This is a genomic window from Pantoea sp. 22096, from assembly GCF_052045955.1.
Classification (GTDB): domain Bacteria; phylum Pseudomonadota; class Gammaproteobacteria; order Enterobacterales; family Enterobacteriaceae; genus Pantoea; species Pantoea alfalfae.
The window spans coordinates 150,199-168,373 of record NZ_JBQEPW010000004.1; the positions used below are offsets into that span (position 1 = coordinate 150,199).

At 54.1% G+C, this 18,175-nt stretch carries 13 protein-coding genes; 6 read left to right on the forward strand and 7 right to left on the reverse strand.

The window, feature by feature from the left end:
* Nucleotides 1-16: 16 nt before the first annotated feature.
* The 4 genes from hpf (at nt 17) to npr (ending at nt 2,105) form a co-directional block, all read left to right on the forward strand.
* Complete coding sequence (gene hpf / locus ACTJKZ_RS15365) at nt 17-304, forward strand: ribosome hibernation promoting factor (RefSeq protein WP_161731786.1); 288 nt, start codon at nt 17-19, stop codon at nt 302-304.
* A 150-nt stretch (nt 305-454) separates the two neighbouring features.
* Entirely contained in the window at nt 455-934 is a 480-nt protein-coding gene (gene ptsN, locus ACTJKZ_RS15370; protein WP_013359876.1) for a PTS IIA-like nitrogen regulatory protein PtsN, read from the forward strand.
* A gap of 47 nt (nt 935-981) precedes the next feature.
* Nucleotides 982-1,836, forward strand: a complete 855-nt coding sequence (gene rapZ / locus ACTJKZ_RS15375; protein ID WP_010251920.1) for an RNase adapter RapZ — start codon at nt 982-984, stop codon at nt 1,834-1,836.
* The gene (npr, locus tag ACTJKZ_RS15380) at nt 1,833-2,105 is read left to right on the forward strand and encodes a PTS phosphocarrier protein NPr (RefSeq protein WP_010251923.1); all 273 of its coding nucleotides are present in this window, start codon (nt 1,833-1,835) and stop codon (nt 2,103-2,105) included. The genes rapZ and npr overlap by 4 nt, the downstream gene beginning before the upstream one ends.
* Nucleotides 2,106-2,108: 3 nt before the next feature.
* Here npr and mtgA read toward each other — a convergent pair whose 3' ends face one another.
* Both mtgA and arcB read right to left on the reverse strand, forming a co-directional pair.
* Nucleotides 2,109-2,828 carry a monofunctional biosynthetic peptidoglycan transglycosylase gene (mtgA, locus tag ACTJKZ_RS15385; protein WP_440829806.1) on the reverse strand — a complete coding sequence of 240 codons (720 nt, stop codon included), beginning with the start codon at nt 2,826-2,828 and terminating at the stop codon, nt 2,109-2,111.
* Nucleotides 2,829-3,697: 869 nt separating this feature from the next.
* Nucleotides 3,698-6,049, reverse strand: a complete 2,352-nt coding sequence (gene arcB, locus ACTJKZ_RS15390; protein WP_260059052.1) for an aerobic respiration two-component sensor histidine kinase ArcB — start codon at nt 6,047-6,049, stop codon at nt 3,698-3,700.
* An 886-nt stretch (nt 6,050-6,935) separates the two neighbouring features.
* Here arcB and ACTJKZ_RS15395 point away from each other — a divergent pair.
* Both ACTJKZ_RS15395 and ACTJKZ_RS15400 read left to right on the forward strand, forming a co-directional pair.
* The gene (locus ACTJKZ_RS15395) at nt 6,936-12,467 is read left to right on the forward strand and encodes a glutamate synthase-related protein (protein WP_253420820.1); all 5,532 of its coding nucleotides are present in this window, start codon (nt 6,936-6,938) and stop codon (nt 12,465-12,467) included.
* Nucleotides 12,468-12,652: 185 nt separating this feature from the next.
* Entirely contained in the window at nt 12,653-14,410 is a 1,758-nt protein-coding gene (locus tag ACTJKZ_RS15400; protein WP_440829807.1) for a sulfite reductase subunit alpha, read from the forward strand.
* A 112-nt stretch (nt 14,411-14,522) separates the two neighbouring features.
* Here the strand turns inward: ACTJKZ_RS15400 and sspB are convergent, their stop codons facing one another.
* From sspB to zapE, 5 genes are all read right to left on the reverse strand, one after another.
* Nucleotides 14,523-15,008, reverse strand: coding sequence for a ClpXP protease specificity-enhancing factor (sspB, locus tag ACTJKZ_RS15405; protein ID WP_013359871.1), 486 nt, complete (start codon nt 15,006-15,008; stop codon nt 14,523-14,525).
* A 3-nt stretch (nt 15,009-15,011) separates the two neighbouring features.
* Nucleotides 15,012-15,653, reverse strand: a complete 642-nt coding sequence (gene sspA, locus ACTJKZ_RS15410) for a stringent starvation protein SspA (RefSeq protein WP_003851135.1) — start codon at nt 15,651-15,653, stop codon at nt 15,012-15,014.
* A gap of 330 nt (nt 15,654-15,983) precedes the next feature.
* Nucleotides 15,984-16,376 carry a 30S ribosomal protein S9 gene (gene rpsI, locus ACTJKZ_RS15415; RefSeq protein WP_008925401.1) on the reverse strand — a complete coding sequence of 131 codons (393 nt, stop codon included), beginning with the start codon at nt 16,374-16,376 and terminating at the stop codon, nt 15,984-15,986.
* Nucleotides 16,377-16,391: 15 nt separating this feature from the next.
* The gene (gene rplM / locus ACTJKZ_RS15420) at nt 16,392-16,820 is read right to left on the reverse strand and encodes a 50S ribosomal protein L13 (protein ID WP_008925400.1); all 429 of its coding nucleotides are present in this window, start codon (nt 16,818-16,820) and stop codon (nt 16,392-16,394) included.
* A gap of 227 nt (nt 16,821-17,047) precedes the next feature.
* Nucleotides 17,048-18,175, reverse strand: a complete 1,128-nt coding sequence (gene zapE / locus ACTJKZ_RS15425; RefSeq protein WP_161731776.1) for a cell division protein ZapE — start codon at nt 18,173-18,175, stop codon at nt 17,048-17,050.

Genomic DNA, 18,175 nt, shown 5'->3' on the forward strand with positions numbered 1-18,175 from the left:
ATGAGAAGGAAGACCTATGCAGCTGAACCTGACCGGGCAACATGTTGAAATCACGCCACCTTTGCGTGAATTCGTCAACAGTAAATTTGCCAAACTGGAACACTATTTTGAACATATCAATCAGGTCTATATTGTCCTGAAGGTTGAGAAAGTCACACAGGTGGCTGACGCAACACTCCACGTGAACGGTGGCGAGCTGCACGCCACGTCCGAAGCGGAAGATATGTATGCGGCAATTGATGGGCTGATTGATAAACTCGCCCGTCAGCTGACCAAACACAAAGATAAACTGAAAAAACACTAACCTTCACGCTAGCTACGCGCGCATGGCGCGCAGAGCCGACAGTATGGGGCGGATAATCCGCCCCGTTTTGTCATCTGAGCAAGCGCCGTTTGTCGCACATATCAGGGCGCTGGCGGTGAATGGCCTGGTGAACACGCAAGTGAAACGATAATGAACAACGATCTTACACTGGAATTGAGCACAGTGCTTTCGCCAGACTGCACCCGCAGCGGCGTACACTGCCAGAGCAAAAAACGTGCGCTGGAAATCATCAGCGAACTGGCCGCTAAGCAGCTCAACCTGCCGCACCAGACGCTTTTCGAAGCGATTCTGACCCGCGAACGTATGGGCAGTACCGGTATTGGTAACGGAATAGCCATTCCTCACGGCAAGCTGGAAGAGGATACACTGCGTGCGGTAGGGGTATTTATCAGCCTCGAGCAGCCGATTGCGTTTGATGCCGTCGACAACCAGCCGGTCGATCTGTTGTTTGCATTGCTGGTTCCGGCTGACCAGTGCAAAACACACCTGCACACCCTTTCACTGGTGGCAAAACGTCTGGCAGATAAAACGGTTTGTCGTCGTCTGCGTGCTGCGCAGAGTGATGAAGAACTCTATGCCATTATTACGGAAGTCCAGACAGAGCAGTAACGCGTCTTTACCGGCCCGGTGCCGGTTTTAAAACGGGAGAGAAGGTCATGGTGCTGATGATCGTTAGCGGTCGTTCAGGCTCGGGGAAGTCAGTGGCGCTCCGTGCGCTGGAAGATATGGGGTTCTACTGCGTTGATAACCTGCCGGTCGTGTTGCTGCCTGAGTTAGCCAACTCGCTGGCGGAACGCAATATTTCGGCGGCGGTCAGCATCGACGTCCGTAACATGCCTGAATCCCCGGAAATTTTTGAAACCGCGCTGAATAATCTGCCTGACACATTTTCACCTCAGTTGCTGTTTCTCGACGCCGATCGCAATACCCTGATTCGTCGTTACAGCGATACGCGCCGTCTGCATCCCCTCTCCAGCAAAAACCTGTCACTAGAGAGCGCGATTGATGAAGAGAGCGACCTGCTGGAGCCGCTGCGTTCACGTGCCGACCTGATCATCGACACCTCAGAGATGTCAGTGCATGAGCTGGCAGAGATGCTGCGTACCCGCCTGCTGGGCAAGCGTGAACGTGAGCTGACTATGGTGTTTGAGTCGTTTGGCTTCAAGCATGGCATTCCGATTGACGCTGACTATGTCTTTGACGTGCGCTTTCTGCCCAATCCCCACTGGGATCCTAAGCTGCGCCCGATGACCGGCCTCGATCGTCCGGTCGCGGCATTCCTTGACCGCCACACTGAAGTGCACAACTTTATCTACCAGACACGCAGCTATCTTGAACTCTGGCTGCCGATGCTGGAGACCAATAACCGTAGCTATCTTACCGTGGCAATTGGCTGTACTGGTGGCAAACACCGCTCAGTGTATATTGCAGAACAGCTGGCGGATTACTTCCGTTCGCGCGGTAAGAATGTACAGTCACGCCATCGCACGCTGGAAAAGCGCAAATCATGACCGTCAGACAAACTGTAGAAATCAAAAATAAGCTAGGCATGCACGCCCGTCCGGCGATGAAGTTGTTTGAGCTGGTGCAGAGCTTCGATGCCGAAGTATTGCTGCGCAACGAAGCGGGCACAGAAGCCGAAGCCAGCAGCGTGATTGCGCTGCTGATGCTCGACTCGGCTAAAGGCGGACACATAGAGATTGAAGCCAGCGGCCCGGAAGAGATCCCGGCGCTGGCAGCAGTCATTGAGCTGTTTGAAGCGGGTTTTGATGAAGACTAAGGCTTAGTCGAGCTTATTACGCTGCAGGAAGCCCTCCCCGCCAAGCTGGCGCATCTGACGCATTATCCACTGCTGTCGCTCTCTGACGTAGCCTGAAGGTGCAGCAGCACGATAACGGATAGGATTAGGCAGAACCGCCGCCAGTAAAGCAGCATCGGCTGCAGTAAGCCGGCTGGCTGGCTTGTGGAAATAACGCTGTGAAGCTGCCTCAACGCCAAAGATACCCGGCCCGAACTCTGCAATATTAAGATAGACGGTCAGAATACGTCGCTTCGTCCAGACTGTCTCAATCCCTACTGTCAGCCCCGCTTCCAGACCTTTACGCACCCAGCTGCGGCCATCCCACAGAAACAGATTCTTGGTTGTCTGTTGTGACAATGTGGACGCCCCGCGCATCCGGCTATCGCTGTTATCCAGTACAGATTCAATCGCCGCGACATCGAACCCCCAGTGGTCCGGAAACTTTTGATCTTCGGAGGCAATAACGGCCAGCCCCATCCACGGCGAAATCTCATCATGTCCGACCCAGTCAGAATGGGCGACATAACTAAAGTCACCGTGTAACCAGGCACTAATTTGGCGTTCAGCCATCACCGCTGAAAACGGTACCGGTAAGAACGAAAAGAGTAATATTCCCGCCAGCCATACGCCCAGCCACACCAGCAGGATACGACCAATAATACGTCTGATACGCTGTCCGACGCTTCCTTTATGCTTGTTCATGCAATCTTCCCACACTTGTTTCAGACGTTAATCAATCACTCATGTAATCACTGCCAGAAAAGCAGCTTTTCCACAAATATCGCTGAAAACCTCACAACGGTTTCCAGACTTTATTCAATCATTTTGCATCAAAATGCTGCAACAGTTCGAAATAGTTCAAGGACTTCCAGAAAAAAGGAATCGGTTCCATTCATGGCTACTGCTTAGCATCTTTCCAGATAAACACTTAATAATGGATAATAAGCACCGGTTCAAATCATTCATTATGCTTAACTGTTATTATTTTATGAATGATGAGCCGCCCAAAGCTTAAACAGAATCATGCTTATAACGTATAAATAAACAGCGCTTAACAGTATCACTCAACGTTGCTATGGCCCTGGTGACTTTCAGCAAGCACAATGATGTCAGCGCAATGAAAGGGCAAAGTTTTAGATTCTTTTTTATCATTCCAAATCGTTTTGGATAATTCGTGTCATTTCAGGGCGGTCACTTGCAATATCAGCGCGTTAGCCTGCCTCAGGAGGCAGATGTTAATGCCAGCTTAATTTACTGCGGCTCAGCCTTTGCTTTGGAGCTGAGCCGCGTCAAAACCACACAAAAAACCGCAAATTTGATTAAAATATAAGCAACGCAGCAGAGAAAATGATTCCTTGCTTGACTGTGTTGCCAAATTAATGTTTTCTGTATTTAAACGCTGCTCAATATCACAAATTTTAATGAATCTTGTCGCATGAGAAGATGAATTTGCTAAGGTGATGTCAGTGTTAACCAATACCCTGCGGCTGCATTAATTATTCAAATCATAGCGGCCGCAATGCTTTCCCTGGTGTTGGCGCAGTATTCGCGCACCCCGGCCTCGGCTGGGGTCATTTTTTTCCGGGATATGACTGACCCTGCTCTGCCACCCAGTCGCGCAATACCTGCACATCGTGTCGCCACTCATGCTTCAGCTCGTCAATCCATTCAACAACGTTGTCCCACCACGCCGGTAATTCAGGACTCTGAATCTGTTTCGCCAGCATCTGCAAACGCTGCAGCCCGACCGAACCCGCCGCCCCTTTAATCTTGTGCCCCTCTTCAGCAATGCCTTTCTGATCGCGCGCCATCAGATTCGATTCCAGCACAGCAAGATAGTCCGGCATCATCTTTTCAAACATCGTCAGGCTTTGGGTAATCAGGCCCGGACCAACCAGCTCGATATACTGTTCGAGCATCGCCACATCCAGCAGCATCCGGGTTTTGTCGTCGCTGGCATCTGCGGTTTCCTCTTCCGAATCTGCCTGATAATCCCAGTATTTTTTGATCATTGCGGTCAGGGCCGGCACTGCAAGCGGTTTGCTCAGGACATCATCCATTCCCGCATCGAAATACTCTTTTTTGTCTTTAAGCACGTTGGCGGTCAGCGCAACCAGCGGTGGCAGATGCGTTCCCTGATACTGCTGGCGAATCGCACGCGAGACATCCAGTCCGGTCATATCGGGCAGTTGAATATCCAGCAGCACCAGATCAAACTCCAGTGGGTCGAACATCGCCAGCGCTTCGCTACCGGTCATGGCGACCTCGACGCTGCAACCCAGCTTCTCAAGCACCGAGCGCGCCACAATCACATTCAGCTCAATATCTTCCACCAGCAGCACGTGCAGCGCCGGGAGTGGCAGGCTGTCGTCCAGGCCTTCATCTTCCACCTCTTCAGCAATGCGTGGCGCTTTGATCTCAACCGTGAAGCATGATCCCTGTCCTGGTGAGCTGTGTACGCGGATGTCACCGCCCATCGCCTGCGCCAGACGACGTGAAACCGCCAGCCCGATACCGGTGCCGGTCGCCGGTTTACCGCCATGCTGATCTTTGACCTGATAGTACATCGCAAAGATCTTATCCTGCTCCTCCTGACGAATACCCATACCGGAGTCCTGCACCTCAAAGCGCAGCGTTTCGTCCTGCTCATAGACTACCCGCACCACGATTTCGCCCTGCTGAGTGAACTTCACGGCGTTACCAATCAGGTTCCACAGAATCTGACGCAGACGCGTTCCGTCCGTCGAAATCATATGCGGCAGCGGCAGTTGCGGCGCAAGCACAAACTTCAGCCCTTTTGGCTGGGCCAGCAGGCCGGAAAGATTTTCCAGATCGGCGAGGAAACCGGTAAAGTCGAGGGGCTGATTATCCAGCTGCACTTTGCGGCGCTCGATTTTGTCCACCTCAATCACATCATTAAAGATGTTGCCCAGCGTGATGGCAGAGACGTGGATGGTCTTCAGATATTTCAGCTGTTCCTGGTTAAGGTCGGTATCCAGCAGAATGCGACTCAGGCCGACAATGCCATTAAGCGGCGTACGAAGCTCGTGGCTGATCGTAGAGATAAAGGTGGTCTTCTCCCGGCTGGCGTTCTCTAGCGCGTCCTGATAGCGCTTACGCTCCGTTATATCGCGACCAAAACCCATCAGTCCGCTGCGCTTACCGACGCGGTCGTAATAAGGCACTTTACGGATCTCGAAACAGGCTTTGCGCCCGTCGGGATATTGCAGCCACTGTTCATAGGTCAGCGAGACGTTATGACGGAACACTTTCTCGTCCGTTTCCAGCACCTTCGTTGCCGCTTCATCGTCGTAGATATCGCGTGGCGTCAGGCCAATCAGCTGTTTTTCGCTTTTACCGGTCAGCAGTTCCATCGCGCGATTACAGCCGGAGAACTGCTTATCAATGTTGCGATAGAAAACCAGGTCAGGCGAAGCATCCAGGAAGGAGCGCAGGAAGGAGGATTGCTGCTCCAGTTCAATCTGTGCCTGCTCGCGACGCGTCACCTCTTCACGCAACTTGTCCATCACCTGTTCGCGAGCCAGCTCCGCCTTCTTACGATCGCTGATCTCCTGATTCAGCTGCGTGATGGTCTCTTTCATCTGCTGGTTCAGTTCCAGGTCGCGGGTTCGCATCTCTTCCAGCTTATCCACCAGCCGTGCCAGCCGTTGACGCGACTCCTCCAGCTGATCGACCACCACCGACAGAAAATAGACCGCCCAGGGCGTAATCAGCAACCCGAAGAAGACCGAACGCACCACGTCAATGCTCTCGACATGACCCCGCAGTACCATCGTAACCGCCATCTGGACAATCATCGCCAGCACCACCAGCGCAGATGCCAGCAGCAGCGAGAACCTCACCAGTCCAAGCTTGACCATTAAATCAACGTAGTACTGCGCCAACAGACGAATTTGTTTCATAACAACTCCCTGGAAGAGAAACAGCCTCATAATAGCGCAGTTAGCCTGCTGACGTCCCGGCACGTCGCGTGAAGATACGGGATCAAATGCGCTTTTATGGTGCATTCGCATAGCCGATCGGCGACGTTAAGGACAAAGCGGTTAAAACCCTTGACTGATTGTGCCAAATGAATAATCTGTAATGCCGCCATCGAATCCGTGATTTCTCCGTATGGCCTGTTTTCAATATCCTGGCAACGTCCCGTTGCGCAGGCACACCTTGTTTACATGCATACCCATTCAACTTAAATGCTGTTTTAAGCACGCCCGTGTTGATTAATTTTTCTTATAACTAACCACTGTTTGATTCAAATAGCCGGATATAAGAAAAACAGATACATGCTATGCATCAACGGTTCTGAACAGCATTTAATGCTGTCTAACACCCTGTCACCAGCATGGTGCAGAGATCTGACGCCTGCACTACAGTGAGTCAGTTCACATTTATGGGCCTATCGCCAGGCTACAGAGTGATACATTTTAAACCTTAAAAACCCATTAATTCATAAACTTAATCACATAAAACACCTATTTACCTTGTCTGACCGCCCTATTTGACCTGATTACGCTTTCCCGATAAGTTGGAAATCCGCTGAAAGCTTTCCAGACGGGCCATTGTCTCGGCATATCTATGCAACAAGAAGACTCCCGCGCGGTTTAAGTCATCTCCTTTAAGAGACCGGAAATCAGAGAGCAGCTCAATTAAGGACGTTTTATCGATGTCTGGAGAGAAATGCTCAGGGCTATGACGCGCGCTCGACAGAGCATGGCGATGAAATGATAGCGCTCGTTGCGCTCAGACCCTGAAACAGTGCAGGTAATGTCAAAGCAGTTAAGGAGACCCTCAATGTCCACTAAAAAACCTCAATCCTATGGCTTGTATGATCCGACAGCAGGCAGTGACAGCTGTGGTGTAGGTTTCATTACGCGCAAGGACGGCGAGCAGACCCACGAAATTCTGCAGATGGCGCATAGCGCCCTGTGCACGGTACCTCACCGCGGCGGTATGTCAGCGGAAGGCGTTGGCGACGGCGCGGGGGTCAACGTTGACCTTTCCCTGCACTTCTTCCGCAAGATTACCGGCCAGCCGCTGGAAGCAGGCCGCTTTGGCGTCGGCAACTTCTTTGTGCCGAAAGATGCTGCGCTGCGCGCGAATGCTGAACGTCTGGTAGATGAGACACTCAGCAGCTTTGGCCTGCCGGTGATCATGAAGCGTGACATGCCGCTCGACAGCAGCGTGACCCGTCCGGCCGCCGTACAGTTTCAGTTACCGATTCTGCAGTGGATTTTCACTGCGCCACAGGACGTGGTTGACCAGAACGACTTCGAACAACGCATCTACCGCGCCCTGTTAACGATTGAAGCCCGCGCGTTTACCGAAAGTGAATTTGGTGGCCTCTATCCGCTGTCGCTGTCGTCGCGTACCCAGGTGTTTAAAGCTCGTCTGAACTCCAATGAAGTGATCCCCTACTTCAAAGATCTGACCGATCCTGATCATCAGGTGCGCGGGCTGTTTTTCCATACCCGCTTCTCCACCAACACCGATCCGCATACCACGATGGCCCAGCCGTTTCGCCTGATGGCACATAACGGTGAGCTGAACACGGACCGTAAAAACCGCATCGCTGAGTCCGCGCTGGCACTGGCCCGTGGCAAGAAAATCGTGCGGCCGAAAGGTCAGTCCGACAGCTCACGTCTGGATCAGAGTATCCACAGCCGTCTGATGGAAGATAATCTCGATCTCATCACCGCCGTGGTTTCAATGATGCCGCCCGCCTGGGAAAACGACAGTTCACTGCCAGCAGAAGTGCGTGACATGCTGGAGTATTTCTCTCTTTATGAAGAGAAAAACGACGGGCCGGCGGCATTAATCTTCGGCAACGGCGAAGTAATTGGTGCCCGCCTTGACCGTCTTGGCCTGCGTCCACTGCGTTCAGTTGAAACGGCGGAGTATATTGGGGCGATGTCAGAAGCCGGCCAGATCGCCTTCCCACCGGAAAGCGTGTTGCGTCGTGGCCGTATCGAAGCAGGCGGCATGCTCTATTTCGATCATCGTGAAAAACGCAGCTACACCACGCTGCAGGCGCTGGAAAAACTGGCTGCAGAGAAAGATTATTCGGCGCTGCTGCGTGAAGCCCGCGTCGGTCTTGACGATCTGCCTGAGATCCCGGCTGAACAGCAGGGTTCACCACTTCGTTATCGCGGCGATCTGAAAACCTATCAGCGCTTTGTGGCTTACTACTACAACCAGGAAAGCTTCAAGTTCATGATGGACCCGATGCTGAATACCGGCGCAGAGAAAATCTCCGCGATGGGTTACGGTAACGCCATTAACGGTTTATCCGATCATGAAGGCGGCATGGCGCACTACTTCTCTCAGCGCTTTGCTCAGGTTACCAACCCACCGCTGGACTCAATCCGCGAAGTGGATGGCATGACGCTGCGTGTCGCGCTGGGTGCGAAACCCCATCTGGGCCGCAGCAAGGGGCGTCAGATTGTGGTACCGACCCCCATCCTCAGCCATCTTGATATGCTGCGTTTGCGCGAGCAGACCATCGCCCCTTATGCGCGCTTTGAAATGCTCTATGAGCCGGTAATCGGCAAAGATCTGCTGAGCACCACCGCGAACGCCAATGCGCTGGAAAAAGCGATTGATGACCTGGCGCAACAGGTAGTGGATTTTGCCCGTGCACAGGGTGGCATCGCCGTGCTTACCGATCGTCACATCTCGTCAACGCACGCCGCAATCCCGATGCTGCTGGTGGTTTCTGCCATCAACCAGCGCCTGGTGCAGGAAGGTCTGCGTCTGGATGTTTCTCTGGTGGTGGAAAGCGGCCAGAGCATCTCCTCGCATCACATAGCTGCCACCCTCGGCTTCGGAGCTTCCGCTATCTATCCACTGGGTGTACAGATGCGTGCAGAGGAGAAATTTGGTGAAGGTGAAGAAGGTAACAAAGCCTTTAAGCGCTATGCCAAAGCCGCTGAAAAAGCCCTGATGAAAACCATGGGCAAAGTCGGTCTCTGTACCGTTGAGAGTTACAGCAGCGGTGAATTCTTTGAGCCTAACTTCCTCAACACTGATGATCCGGTGCTGAAAAAGTATTTCCCGAATATCAAAACCCCGGTGGGTGGCGCAGGCTTTGCAGCCATCGCGGCAATGGCCGTTGACTGGCATCAGAGCGCGCTGAAGATTCAGGGCGAGTCTGAAGTGCCGTTGCTGGGCCTGTTCAAAGAGCGTGCCGAAGGCGCCGGTCACTCCTACGGTACCATCGCCGTGCGCACCTTCATCGACATGACTGAAGAGCCGATTCGCTTTGCCGACAAAGCGCGCGAAGAGGACAACTTCATCCGTCTGATGACGCTGGCAAAACTGGATAACGCCTTTGGCATCAAGCCAGAGACGTTTAAGGACAGCAGCTTCGAGCGCATTCCGGATGACGTGATCAACAACTTTGCGATTACGGCCGATTACCGCCAGTTCTCAAGTCTGATGTATGAAGAGCGTAAACGTCGCCCGGCGGCCCTGCGCGACATCCTGACCTTCCCGGCTGACCTGACCCACATCGACAGCGAAGCGGAGTTCCGCCGTAAGCTTGGGCGCTACTCACTGACCAACAACGGCTTTGCTATTCGCGGCATGGAGTGTGAAGCGGTAGATGGCAGCCTGAATCACTTTATGCTGCGTCTGACCGATGCGATTGAGGGGCTGAAGCCAGAGAGTGAACGTTTGCAGAACCTGTCCCGCGCCCTGAAATCCCGCTTCGGCGACGATATCGAGAGCAGCGACGTGGTCACTGGCGGTCTGAAAGTGACGGCGTACGGTAAAGCGGCAGATTATCTGTCACGTATTTTTACTACCCTGCCCTCACTGCCGCTAAGTGAAGTGCAGCCAGCCTGTGAAATTACCCGTACCTTTGCTTCCGGGGCAATGAGCCATGGTGCACTGGTCGCTCCGGCTCATGAAGCGGTCGCACACGGCACCAACATGGTCGGCGGCATGAGTAACTGCGGTGAAGGCGGCGAGCATTATTCCCGTCACGGTACCATCCGTGCCTCCCGTATCAAACAGCTGGCTTCGGGTCGTTTCGGCGTCTGGGCTGCCTATCTGGCGGATCCGATGCTGGAAGAGCTGGAGATTAAAATTGGTCAGGGTGCGAAACCTGGCGAAGGTGGTCAGTTACCGGCGGCCAAAGTGACCGTCGAGATTGCTGCGGCCCGTGGCGGTACGCCTGGCGTTGAACTGGTCTCGCCGCCGCCGCATCACGATACCTACTCCATCGAAGATCTGGCGCAGCTGATCCACGACTGCAAAGCGGCGCGGGTACGCGTTATCGTCAAACTGGTCTCCTCTGAAGGGATCGGCACCATCGCGGTTGGCGTAGCTAAAGCCGGTGCAGACGTGATTAACGTCGCGGGAAACACCGGCGGTACCGGCGCTGCCTCGGTGACCAGCCTGAAATATACCGGACGCGTGGCGGAAATCGGCATCGCTGAAGTCCATCAGGCGCTATGCGCCAACGGCCTGCGCGATAAAGTGCAGCTGCGCTGCTCTGGCGCGCAGCAGACCGGCAGCGACGTGGTGAAATCTGCTCTGCTGGGCGGTGACAGTTTTGAGTTCGGTACGACGGCGCTGATGATGCTGAAATGCGTGATGGCGAAAAACTGCAACGTTAAGTGCCCTGCTGGTTTAACCACTAATGCCGAAGCCTTTGATGGCGATCCGCGTCAGCTGGCACAGTACTTCCTCAATGTGGCACATGAAGTGCGTGAGATTCTGGCTCGCATGGGCCTGCGTTCCCTGCGTGAGGCTCGAGGTCGCTCTGACCTGCTGCACCTGATGGATCATCCACTGGAAGTCGGCAAACTCGACTTACGCGCCATGCTGACCGTGGTACCTGAGCTGAAAATCGACAAGCCGGTTTATCTGGAAAAAGATTTTGAGCTGGATGACGGCTGGGTTGAGCAGCTGAAATCAGCACTGGTCGATCAGGGCAATACCGACGTCGCACTGGGCAACGGCATCGTGCTGAACAACCGCAACAAAAGTGTGGGCGGCCAGTTAGCGATCGACATTGAACGCATGCTGAACCATGAACTGAGTGCGGCGCAGTTGCAGGCGATGCCTGCGGTGATGACCGACGATCGCGGCCGCCGTTATCTGGCCCCTGAGAGCGTAAAAATTTCCACCACCGGTTCTGCTGGTCAGTCATTTGGCGCGTTCTGCAACGATGGCATGCAGCTGGCCCACTACGGCACCTGTAATGATGGCGTCGGCAAGGGACAGTGTGGCGGTGAGCTGATTGTCATGTCACCGGGCGGCGGCGCGCAGGATGGCGACGGCAACGTGCTGATTGGTAACTTTGCGCTGTTCGGCGCAACTGGCGGACGTCTATTCGTGCAGGGTCAGGCTGGTGATCGCTTCGCGGTGCGTAACTCAGGCGCAACGGCCGTGGTTGAAGGCGTCGGTGACTTCTGCTGCGAATACATGACTAACGGTGCCATTCTTAACCTGGGCACCTTTGGTAAAGGATTTGGCAACGGCATGAGCGGCGGCTTTGCTTACCAGTACGATCCGTATGGATCGCTGGCCAGTCACGCTGCCGGTGATTCAGTGCGGTTCGGCTCGATTGCCGATCAGGATGAGATGGCGCAGGTGCACAAGCAGGCAGTGCTGACCATGCTGAACTGGCATCTGGAAGCGACCAAATCGCCGCGTGCCGCCTGGCTGCTGGAGAACTGGGAAACCGAGTGTCACCATTTTGTTTACGTGATGCCGCGCTCGCTGCTGCTCTATCAGGATGGCGGCGAGATCCTCAAAGCCAAGAGCCGTAAAGATCTGCTCGAAGAGCTGTCGACAGCACTGGCAGGCCATCAGGTAGCGAAATTCAAAGCCGCGTGGCGTCAGGGTAAAACCATCGCCAACGGTGCCGTCCCGGCTTATGGCGCAACCGATACGCAGGAGATGTTTGTCCTGCTGAACAACTACACCGTGCTGAGTTTTGCCCAGCAGCTGGCACTGGCAAAGTTGCCGAAAGGTACACCTGTTGAAGATGCGGCGGTGGAAAAAGCGGTGCGTAATCTGCTGATGACTGAAGACTTTTCGCTGGTGAGCAAGCTGCAGCGTCATGCCCGTTCGGCCATCGAAAGTTACAGCGATGATGAACTGGCGAGTCTGATCGGTACCAAACGCATGTCAGATTACAAAGCGGCGCTGACGCAACGTAACATCCGCTCCATGGACAGTCTGGCGACCTACGGCTGGATCATGTATCAGGATGCCTGTAACCGGGAAGTGCTGGGCCACCTGCCTGACTTTGAAGAGCTGTTTGCACGTGCGGCATTGCCGGAAATCGCCGCTGCGGTGGGTAAACTCTCCTGACAGTGAAACTGATCAGGCTGAACTGAATATTATTAATTGATCATTGCCCGGATTAATCGTTGTACCGGACAGAGGCTGAACCGCTTTCCCATGCTGCACACGCTGCGGCGCGGGGAGGCGGAACCGCTTTCAGACCGGAGAACGCCACTGATATCGGGCGAGAACGGGATTGAGTAAAAGTACCCATGAAAATTCCTTATATTCCAGAAGATGCACCTTTTAATGGCGATCAGAAGTACTGGCTGGCTGGCTTTCTCGCGGGGCTTCACTCCCGTTTGCTGGTATTAGAAGACAAGCAGCAACCTGCCGCGGGTACAGGCGCAGCCGCGACCACGCAATTGCATATTCTTTACGGCTCCCAGACCGGCAATGCCGAAGCGCTGGCGCAGACTGCTGCAAAATCTGCCCGTGCGAAAGGCCTGGTGCCGGTGGTGCAGGCGCTGGGCGATGTCGATCTCGACGTGTTTGCCACCATGCGTCATGTGCTGATCGTCACCTCGACCTATGGTGAAGGTGAGATGCCGGACAACGCACAGCTGTTCTGGGATGCGATCTCTGCCAGTACCGCACCGCGTCTGGAGCAGATGCATTTCGCCGTACTGGCGATTGGCGATACCGGCTACGATGGCTTCTGTCAGGCAGGCAAGTTCATTGATATGCGCCTTGAGCAGTTGGGTGCGAAACGCGTGGTTGATCGTATCGATTGTGATATCGACTACGAAGAACCTTCCAGCGAGTGGCTGAGCAGCTCAATGCCACAGTTTGCCGCCAGCGCAGGCAGCAGCGGCACTGTGCTGGAGAGCGCGCCTGAAGCGCCAGTCATCCCAGGCAGTAACAAATCGAATCCGTATGCCGCCGCGCTGATCACCAACAAGCGTTTGTCAGGCGAGCAGTCAGCCAAAGATATTCGTCATTTCGAATTCGACCTGTCGGACAGCGGCCTGAAGTATGAAGCGGGCGATGCGCTGGGCGTGATTCCGGTCAACGAGCCGTCACTGGTCAGCCTGCTGCTGACGCAGCTTAATGCTGATTACCAGACACCAGTACCTGGCTTTGACCGCAGCCTCGGCGACCTGCTGACCTATCAGTTTGAAATCTCTGAGCCGTCACGCAAGTTAATCGAATGGGTTGGGCAGAACACGACCAATCAGGAACTGCGTCATGTCTTACAGCATGATGATAAAGATGCACTGGGCGTCTGGCTGTGGGGCAAAGATACCCTCGACCTGCTGCAGCTTGAGCTGACACGCACGCTGGCGGTGCCTGAGTTTGTTGCCCTGCTGCGCCCGCTGCAGCATCGTGCTTACTCTATTTCATCCAGTTCTAAAGCACACCCTAACCAGGTACATCTGACCGTTGCCTCGGTGCGTTATCACAGTGGCGGCCGTAATCGCGGTGGCGTCTGCTCGACCTATCTGGCCGAGCGCGTGCGTCGTGGTGAGAAGCCCGCCATCTTTATCTCACCCAATAAAGCATTCCGCGTCCCTGCCAATAACAGCGCACCGTTGATCATGGTGGGACCGGGTACTGGTATCGCCCCATTCCGTGCCTTCCTGCAGGAGCGCCAGGCAACCGGCGCGCAGGGCAAAAACTGGCTGTTCTTCGGCGATCAGCATCAGGAACATGATTTTATCTATCAGGATGAGCTGCTGGCCTGGCGGGATAACGGCTTGCTGACCCGTCTGGATCTGGCGTTCTCGCGTGATCAGGAGAAGAAGATCTACGTACAGAGCCGGATGCTGGAACAGGGCGCAGAGCTTTATGCATGGCTGCAGGAAGGAGCGTACTTCTACGTCTGTGGTGATGCCTCACGTATGGCGAAGGATGTGGATAATGCGCTGTATGAAGTGGTTCGTCAGTTTGGTGGTCTCTCTACCGAGCGTGCTGCGGACTATGTCGATCAGCTGAAGAAAGAGAAACGCTACCTGCGCGACGTTTACTGATCGCGAAGGTCTGCTGATAAAAATCCGGCTTGCGCAGGCAGCCGGATTTTTTTATGGCTGACAGGCAAAAAAATACCCGTCGCATGGACGGGTATTCACGATTATGTCACGGCTATTTCACGACGCGCAGTGAAGGCCGTCCGCCACGTGGTGGTGGATCGTCATCAGGCGGCGTCTCGTCATCGCTGGCATCGTCAGGACGGTCGCCATCAATCACGGACATCATAGTCTCTTCCTGACCCTCTGACGCTTCCTGCATTCCCAGCTCATAGGCTGGTTCCGGTTCAAACATCGTTCCGGCACCGTTTTCACGTGCATAGATCGCCAGAATCGCCGCCATCGGCACGTTAACCTGGCGAGGAACGCCACCAAAGCGGGCGTTGAACGACACCTGATCATTGGCCAGGTCGAGGTTACCGACAGCACGTGGCGCAATGTTCAGGACAATCTGACCATCACGCGCATACTCCAGCGGCACCTGCACACCCGGCAGATTAATGTCGACCACCAGATGCGGCGTCAGCTGGTTGTCGAGCAACCAGTCATAGAAGGCGCGCAGCAGATAGGGACGACGTGCAGTAAGTTGCGACATTTCCATACGTTAAGCCCGGGCTTGCAGGCGCATTTCACGTTCAGCTTCAGTCAATGAAGCAAGGAAAGAGTCACGCTCAAATACACGGTTCATGTAACCTTTCAGCTCTTTTGAACCCGAGCCGATCAGATCGATGCCCATTGACGGCAGACGCCATAACAGCGGCGCCAGGTAGCAATCGACCAGACTGAACTCTTCGCTCATGAAGTAAGGCGTACGGCCAAACAGTGGCGCGATGGCCAGCAGCTCTTCACGCAGTTGCTTGCGTGCGGCTTCGGCTTCCTGACCCGTGCTGTTCTCGACTTTCCGCATCAGGCTGTACCAGTCCTGCTCGATGCGATGCATCATCAGTCGGCTGTCACCACGGGCAACCGGATAAACCGGCATCAGTGGCGGATGCGGGAAGCGCTCATCCAGATATTCCATGATGATGCGTGATTCATACAGCGTCAGCTCACGATCTACCAGCGTTGGTACCGTGCGATACGGATTGAGGTCAATCAGATCCTGCGGCAGGTTATCCATTTCGACCTGCTCGATCTCTACGCTGACACCCTTCTCCGCCAGGACAATACGTACCTGATGGCTGAAAATGTCAGTAGGACCAGAAAACAGCGTCATTACCGAACGTTTGTTGGCAGCGACAGCCATGAAAACCTCCAAGTTTGTTCACAAAAAGATACTGCGAATAGCCAACCACACGGCGATTCACCAGCTTATCGAACTCGCACGCAACCTGGTTAGCCGCGTCACAGATACTGACGCCCCGACAGTGGGAAGGCGCATAACGCACCGGCCTGCGGGCGCAAAGTGACACAGAGTTTACCAGATTTTAGGCTGCTTGTGGGCGAGTAATGAATCTTTGCAGGTAAATTGAGCGCGACGTTACGGTTTTCGCGGGAAGTCGTGGGAAGGCAGAAAATAAAAAACCCGCCGAAGCGGGTTTTTTGAGCCAATTGCCACAGCCGGAGCTGCAAACAATTAACGCTTGGAGAACTGAGGACGACGACGTGCTTTACGCAGGCCGACTTTCTTACGTTCAACCTGACGCGCATCACGAGTAACGAAGCCTGCTTTACGCAGTTCGCCACGCAGTGATTCGTCGTATTCCATCAGAGCGCGGGTGATACCGTGACGGATCGCACCAGCCTGACCAGAAATACCGCCACCTTTAACAGTGACATAGAGATCGAATTTACCAACCAGGTCCAGCAGCTCAAGCGGCTGACGAACTACCATGCGGGCAGTTTCGCGACCGAAGTACTGTTCCAGAGAACGTTGGTTAATTACGATGTTACCGCTACCCGGCTTAATGAATACGCGAGCGGTAGAGCTTTTGCGGCGACCAGTGCCGTAGTTTTGAGTTTCAGCCATTGCCTTTAATCCCGATTAAATGTCAAGAACTTGCGGTTGCTGTGCCGCATGGGTGTGCTCGTTGCCTGCGTAAACTTTCAGTTTACGGTACATAGCACGACCCAGCGGGCCCTTCGGCAGCATGCCTTTAACCGCGATCTCAATCACACGCTCAGGACGGCGAGCAATCATCTCTTCAAAGGTCGCCTGTTTGATACCACCGATGTGACCAGTGTGGTGATAGTAGATCTTGTCAGTACGCTTGTTGCCGGTTACAGCAACTTTTTCTGCGTTCAGAACGATGATGTAATCACCCGTATCAACGTGCGGAGTATATTCCGCTTTATGCTTACCACGCAGACGGCGCGCCAGTTCAGTCGCCAGGCGACCCAAAGTTTTGCCCGTTGCGTCAACTACAAACCAGTCACGTTGGACGGTTTCTGGTTTAGCTGTAAAAGTTTTCATCGAAAAGCTTACCCAAATTAAGTTACACGTTGGTGAAATCCCAAACGCTTAAGTAAACGAATGAGGCTCACACGACCATTTTGACCAGCAAGCCACCCCTTCGGATAGAGTTACTGGAACACAGAGGATTTGGGAAAAAAATCCTTTGCTGTAACGTGGGGTCGCAAGATTATAGAGAAGTCGGTTACAAAAATCGAACCCTATTTCGGTATTTATCCTGTTTATTCTCACGGCAGGTGTGGCAAACGCAGATACTCTTCGCTCTGCATCTCCTGAAGTCGCGATAAACAGCGCTGGTATTCAAATTTCAGTCGCGTGCCCTGATAAATCTCGGTCAGGGACGTTTCTGCCGCGACCACCAGCTTCACATGACGTTCATAGAACTCATCGACCAGCGCCAGGAAACGGCGCGCCTGATCTTCGGTTTTATAAATCATCACCGGCACGTCATACAGCAGCACGCTGTGAAAACGGCGCGACAGCGCAATGTAGTCATGCTGGCTGCGGCCCTCTCCACACAGGGTCGTGAAATTAATCGCCAGTACGCCTTCGCTAACGCCCAGCGTCGGCATCTGGCGATGATTAATTTCCAGAACCGGTGCCGCTTCAGGCTGACTGCCTGACAGTGCTTTGAACATCCGGCCCATCTCGGCATGCGTCTCTGCGTTGAGCGGGAAGTTCCACAGATGTGCGGAGGTCAGCGTGCGTAACCGGTAGTCGATACCCGCATCCACATTCATCACATCACAGTGCCGTTTTATCTGCTCAATAGCAGGCAGGAAGCGCGCACGCTGCAAACCATTGCGATAAAGATCGTCCGGCGGAATGTTCGAGGTGGCGACCAGCGCAATACCGCGTTCAAACAGCGCTTCCATCAGCGTGCCCAGCAGCATTGCATCGGTGATATCGGAGACAAAAAACTCATCAAAACAGAGGATGTCGGTTTCGGCTTTGAATTTGTCCGCCACGATCAGCAAAGGATCGCTCTGGCCCTGAAGCTGTGTCAGTTCTTCGTGCACCCGCAGCATAAAGCGGTGGAAGTGCAGGCGCAGTTTGCGATCGCCAGGAATAGACTGAAAAAAGAGATCCATAACCCAGGTCTTACCGCGACCGACACCGCCCCACATATAGAGCCCACGTACCGGTTGTACCGTTTCGTTTTTCTCTTTGCCAATCAATTTAGAGAGGCGCCCCAACAGGCCGGATGAGGAAGGCGCGGCGGATTGTTGCCGGGCAACCAGCGCCTGCTGCAGCGCATCTAAACGGGTAATCGCTTCACGTTGTACGTCATCGGGCCTGAATTCGCCCTGCGACAGCGCCTGCTCATAGCGTGCAAGCGGAGTTGAGGTTTGCAT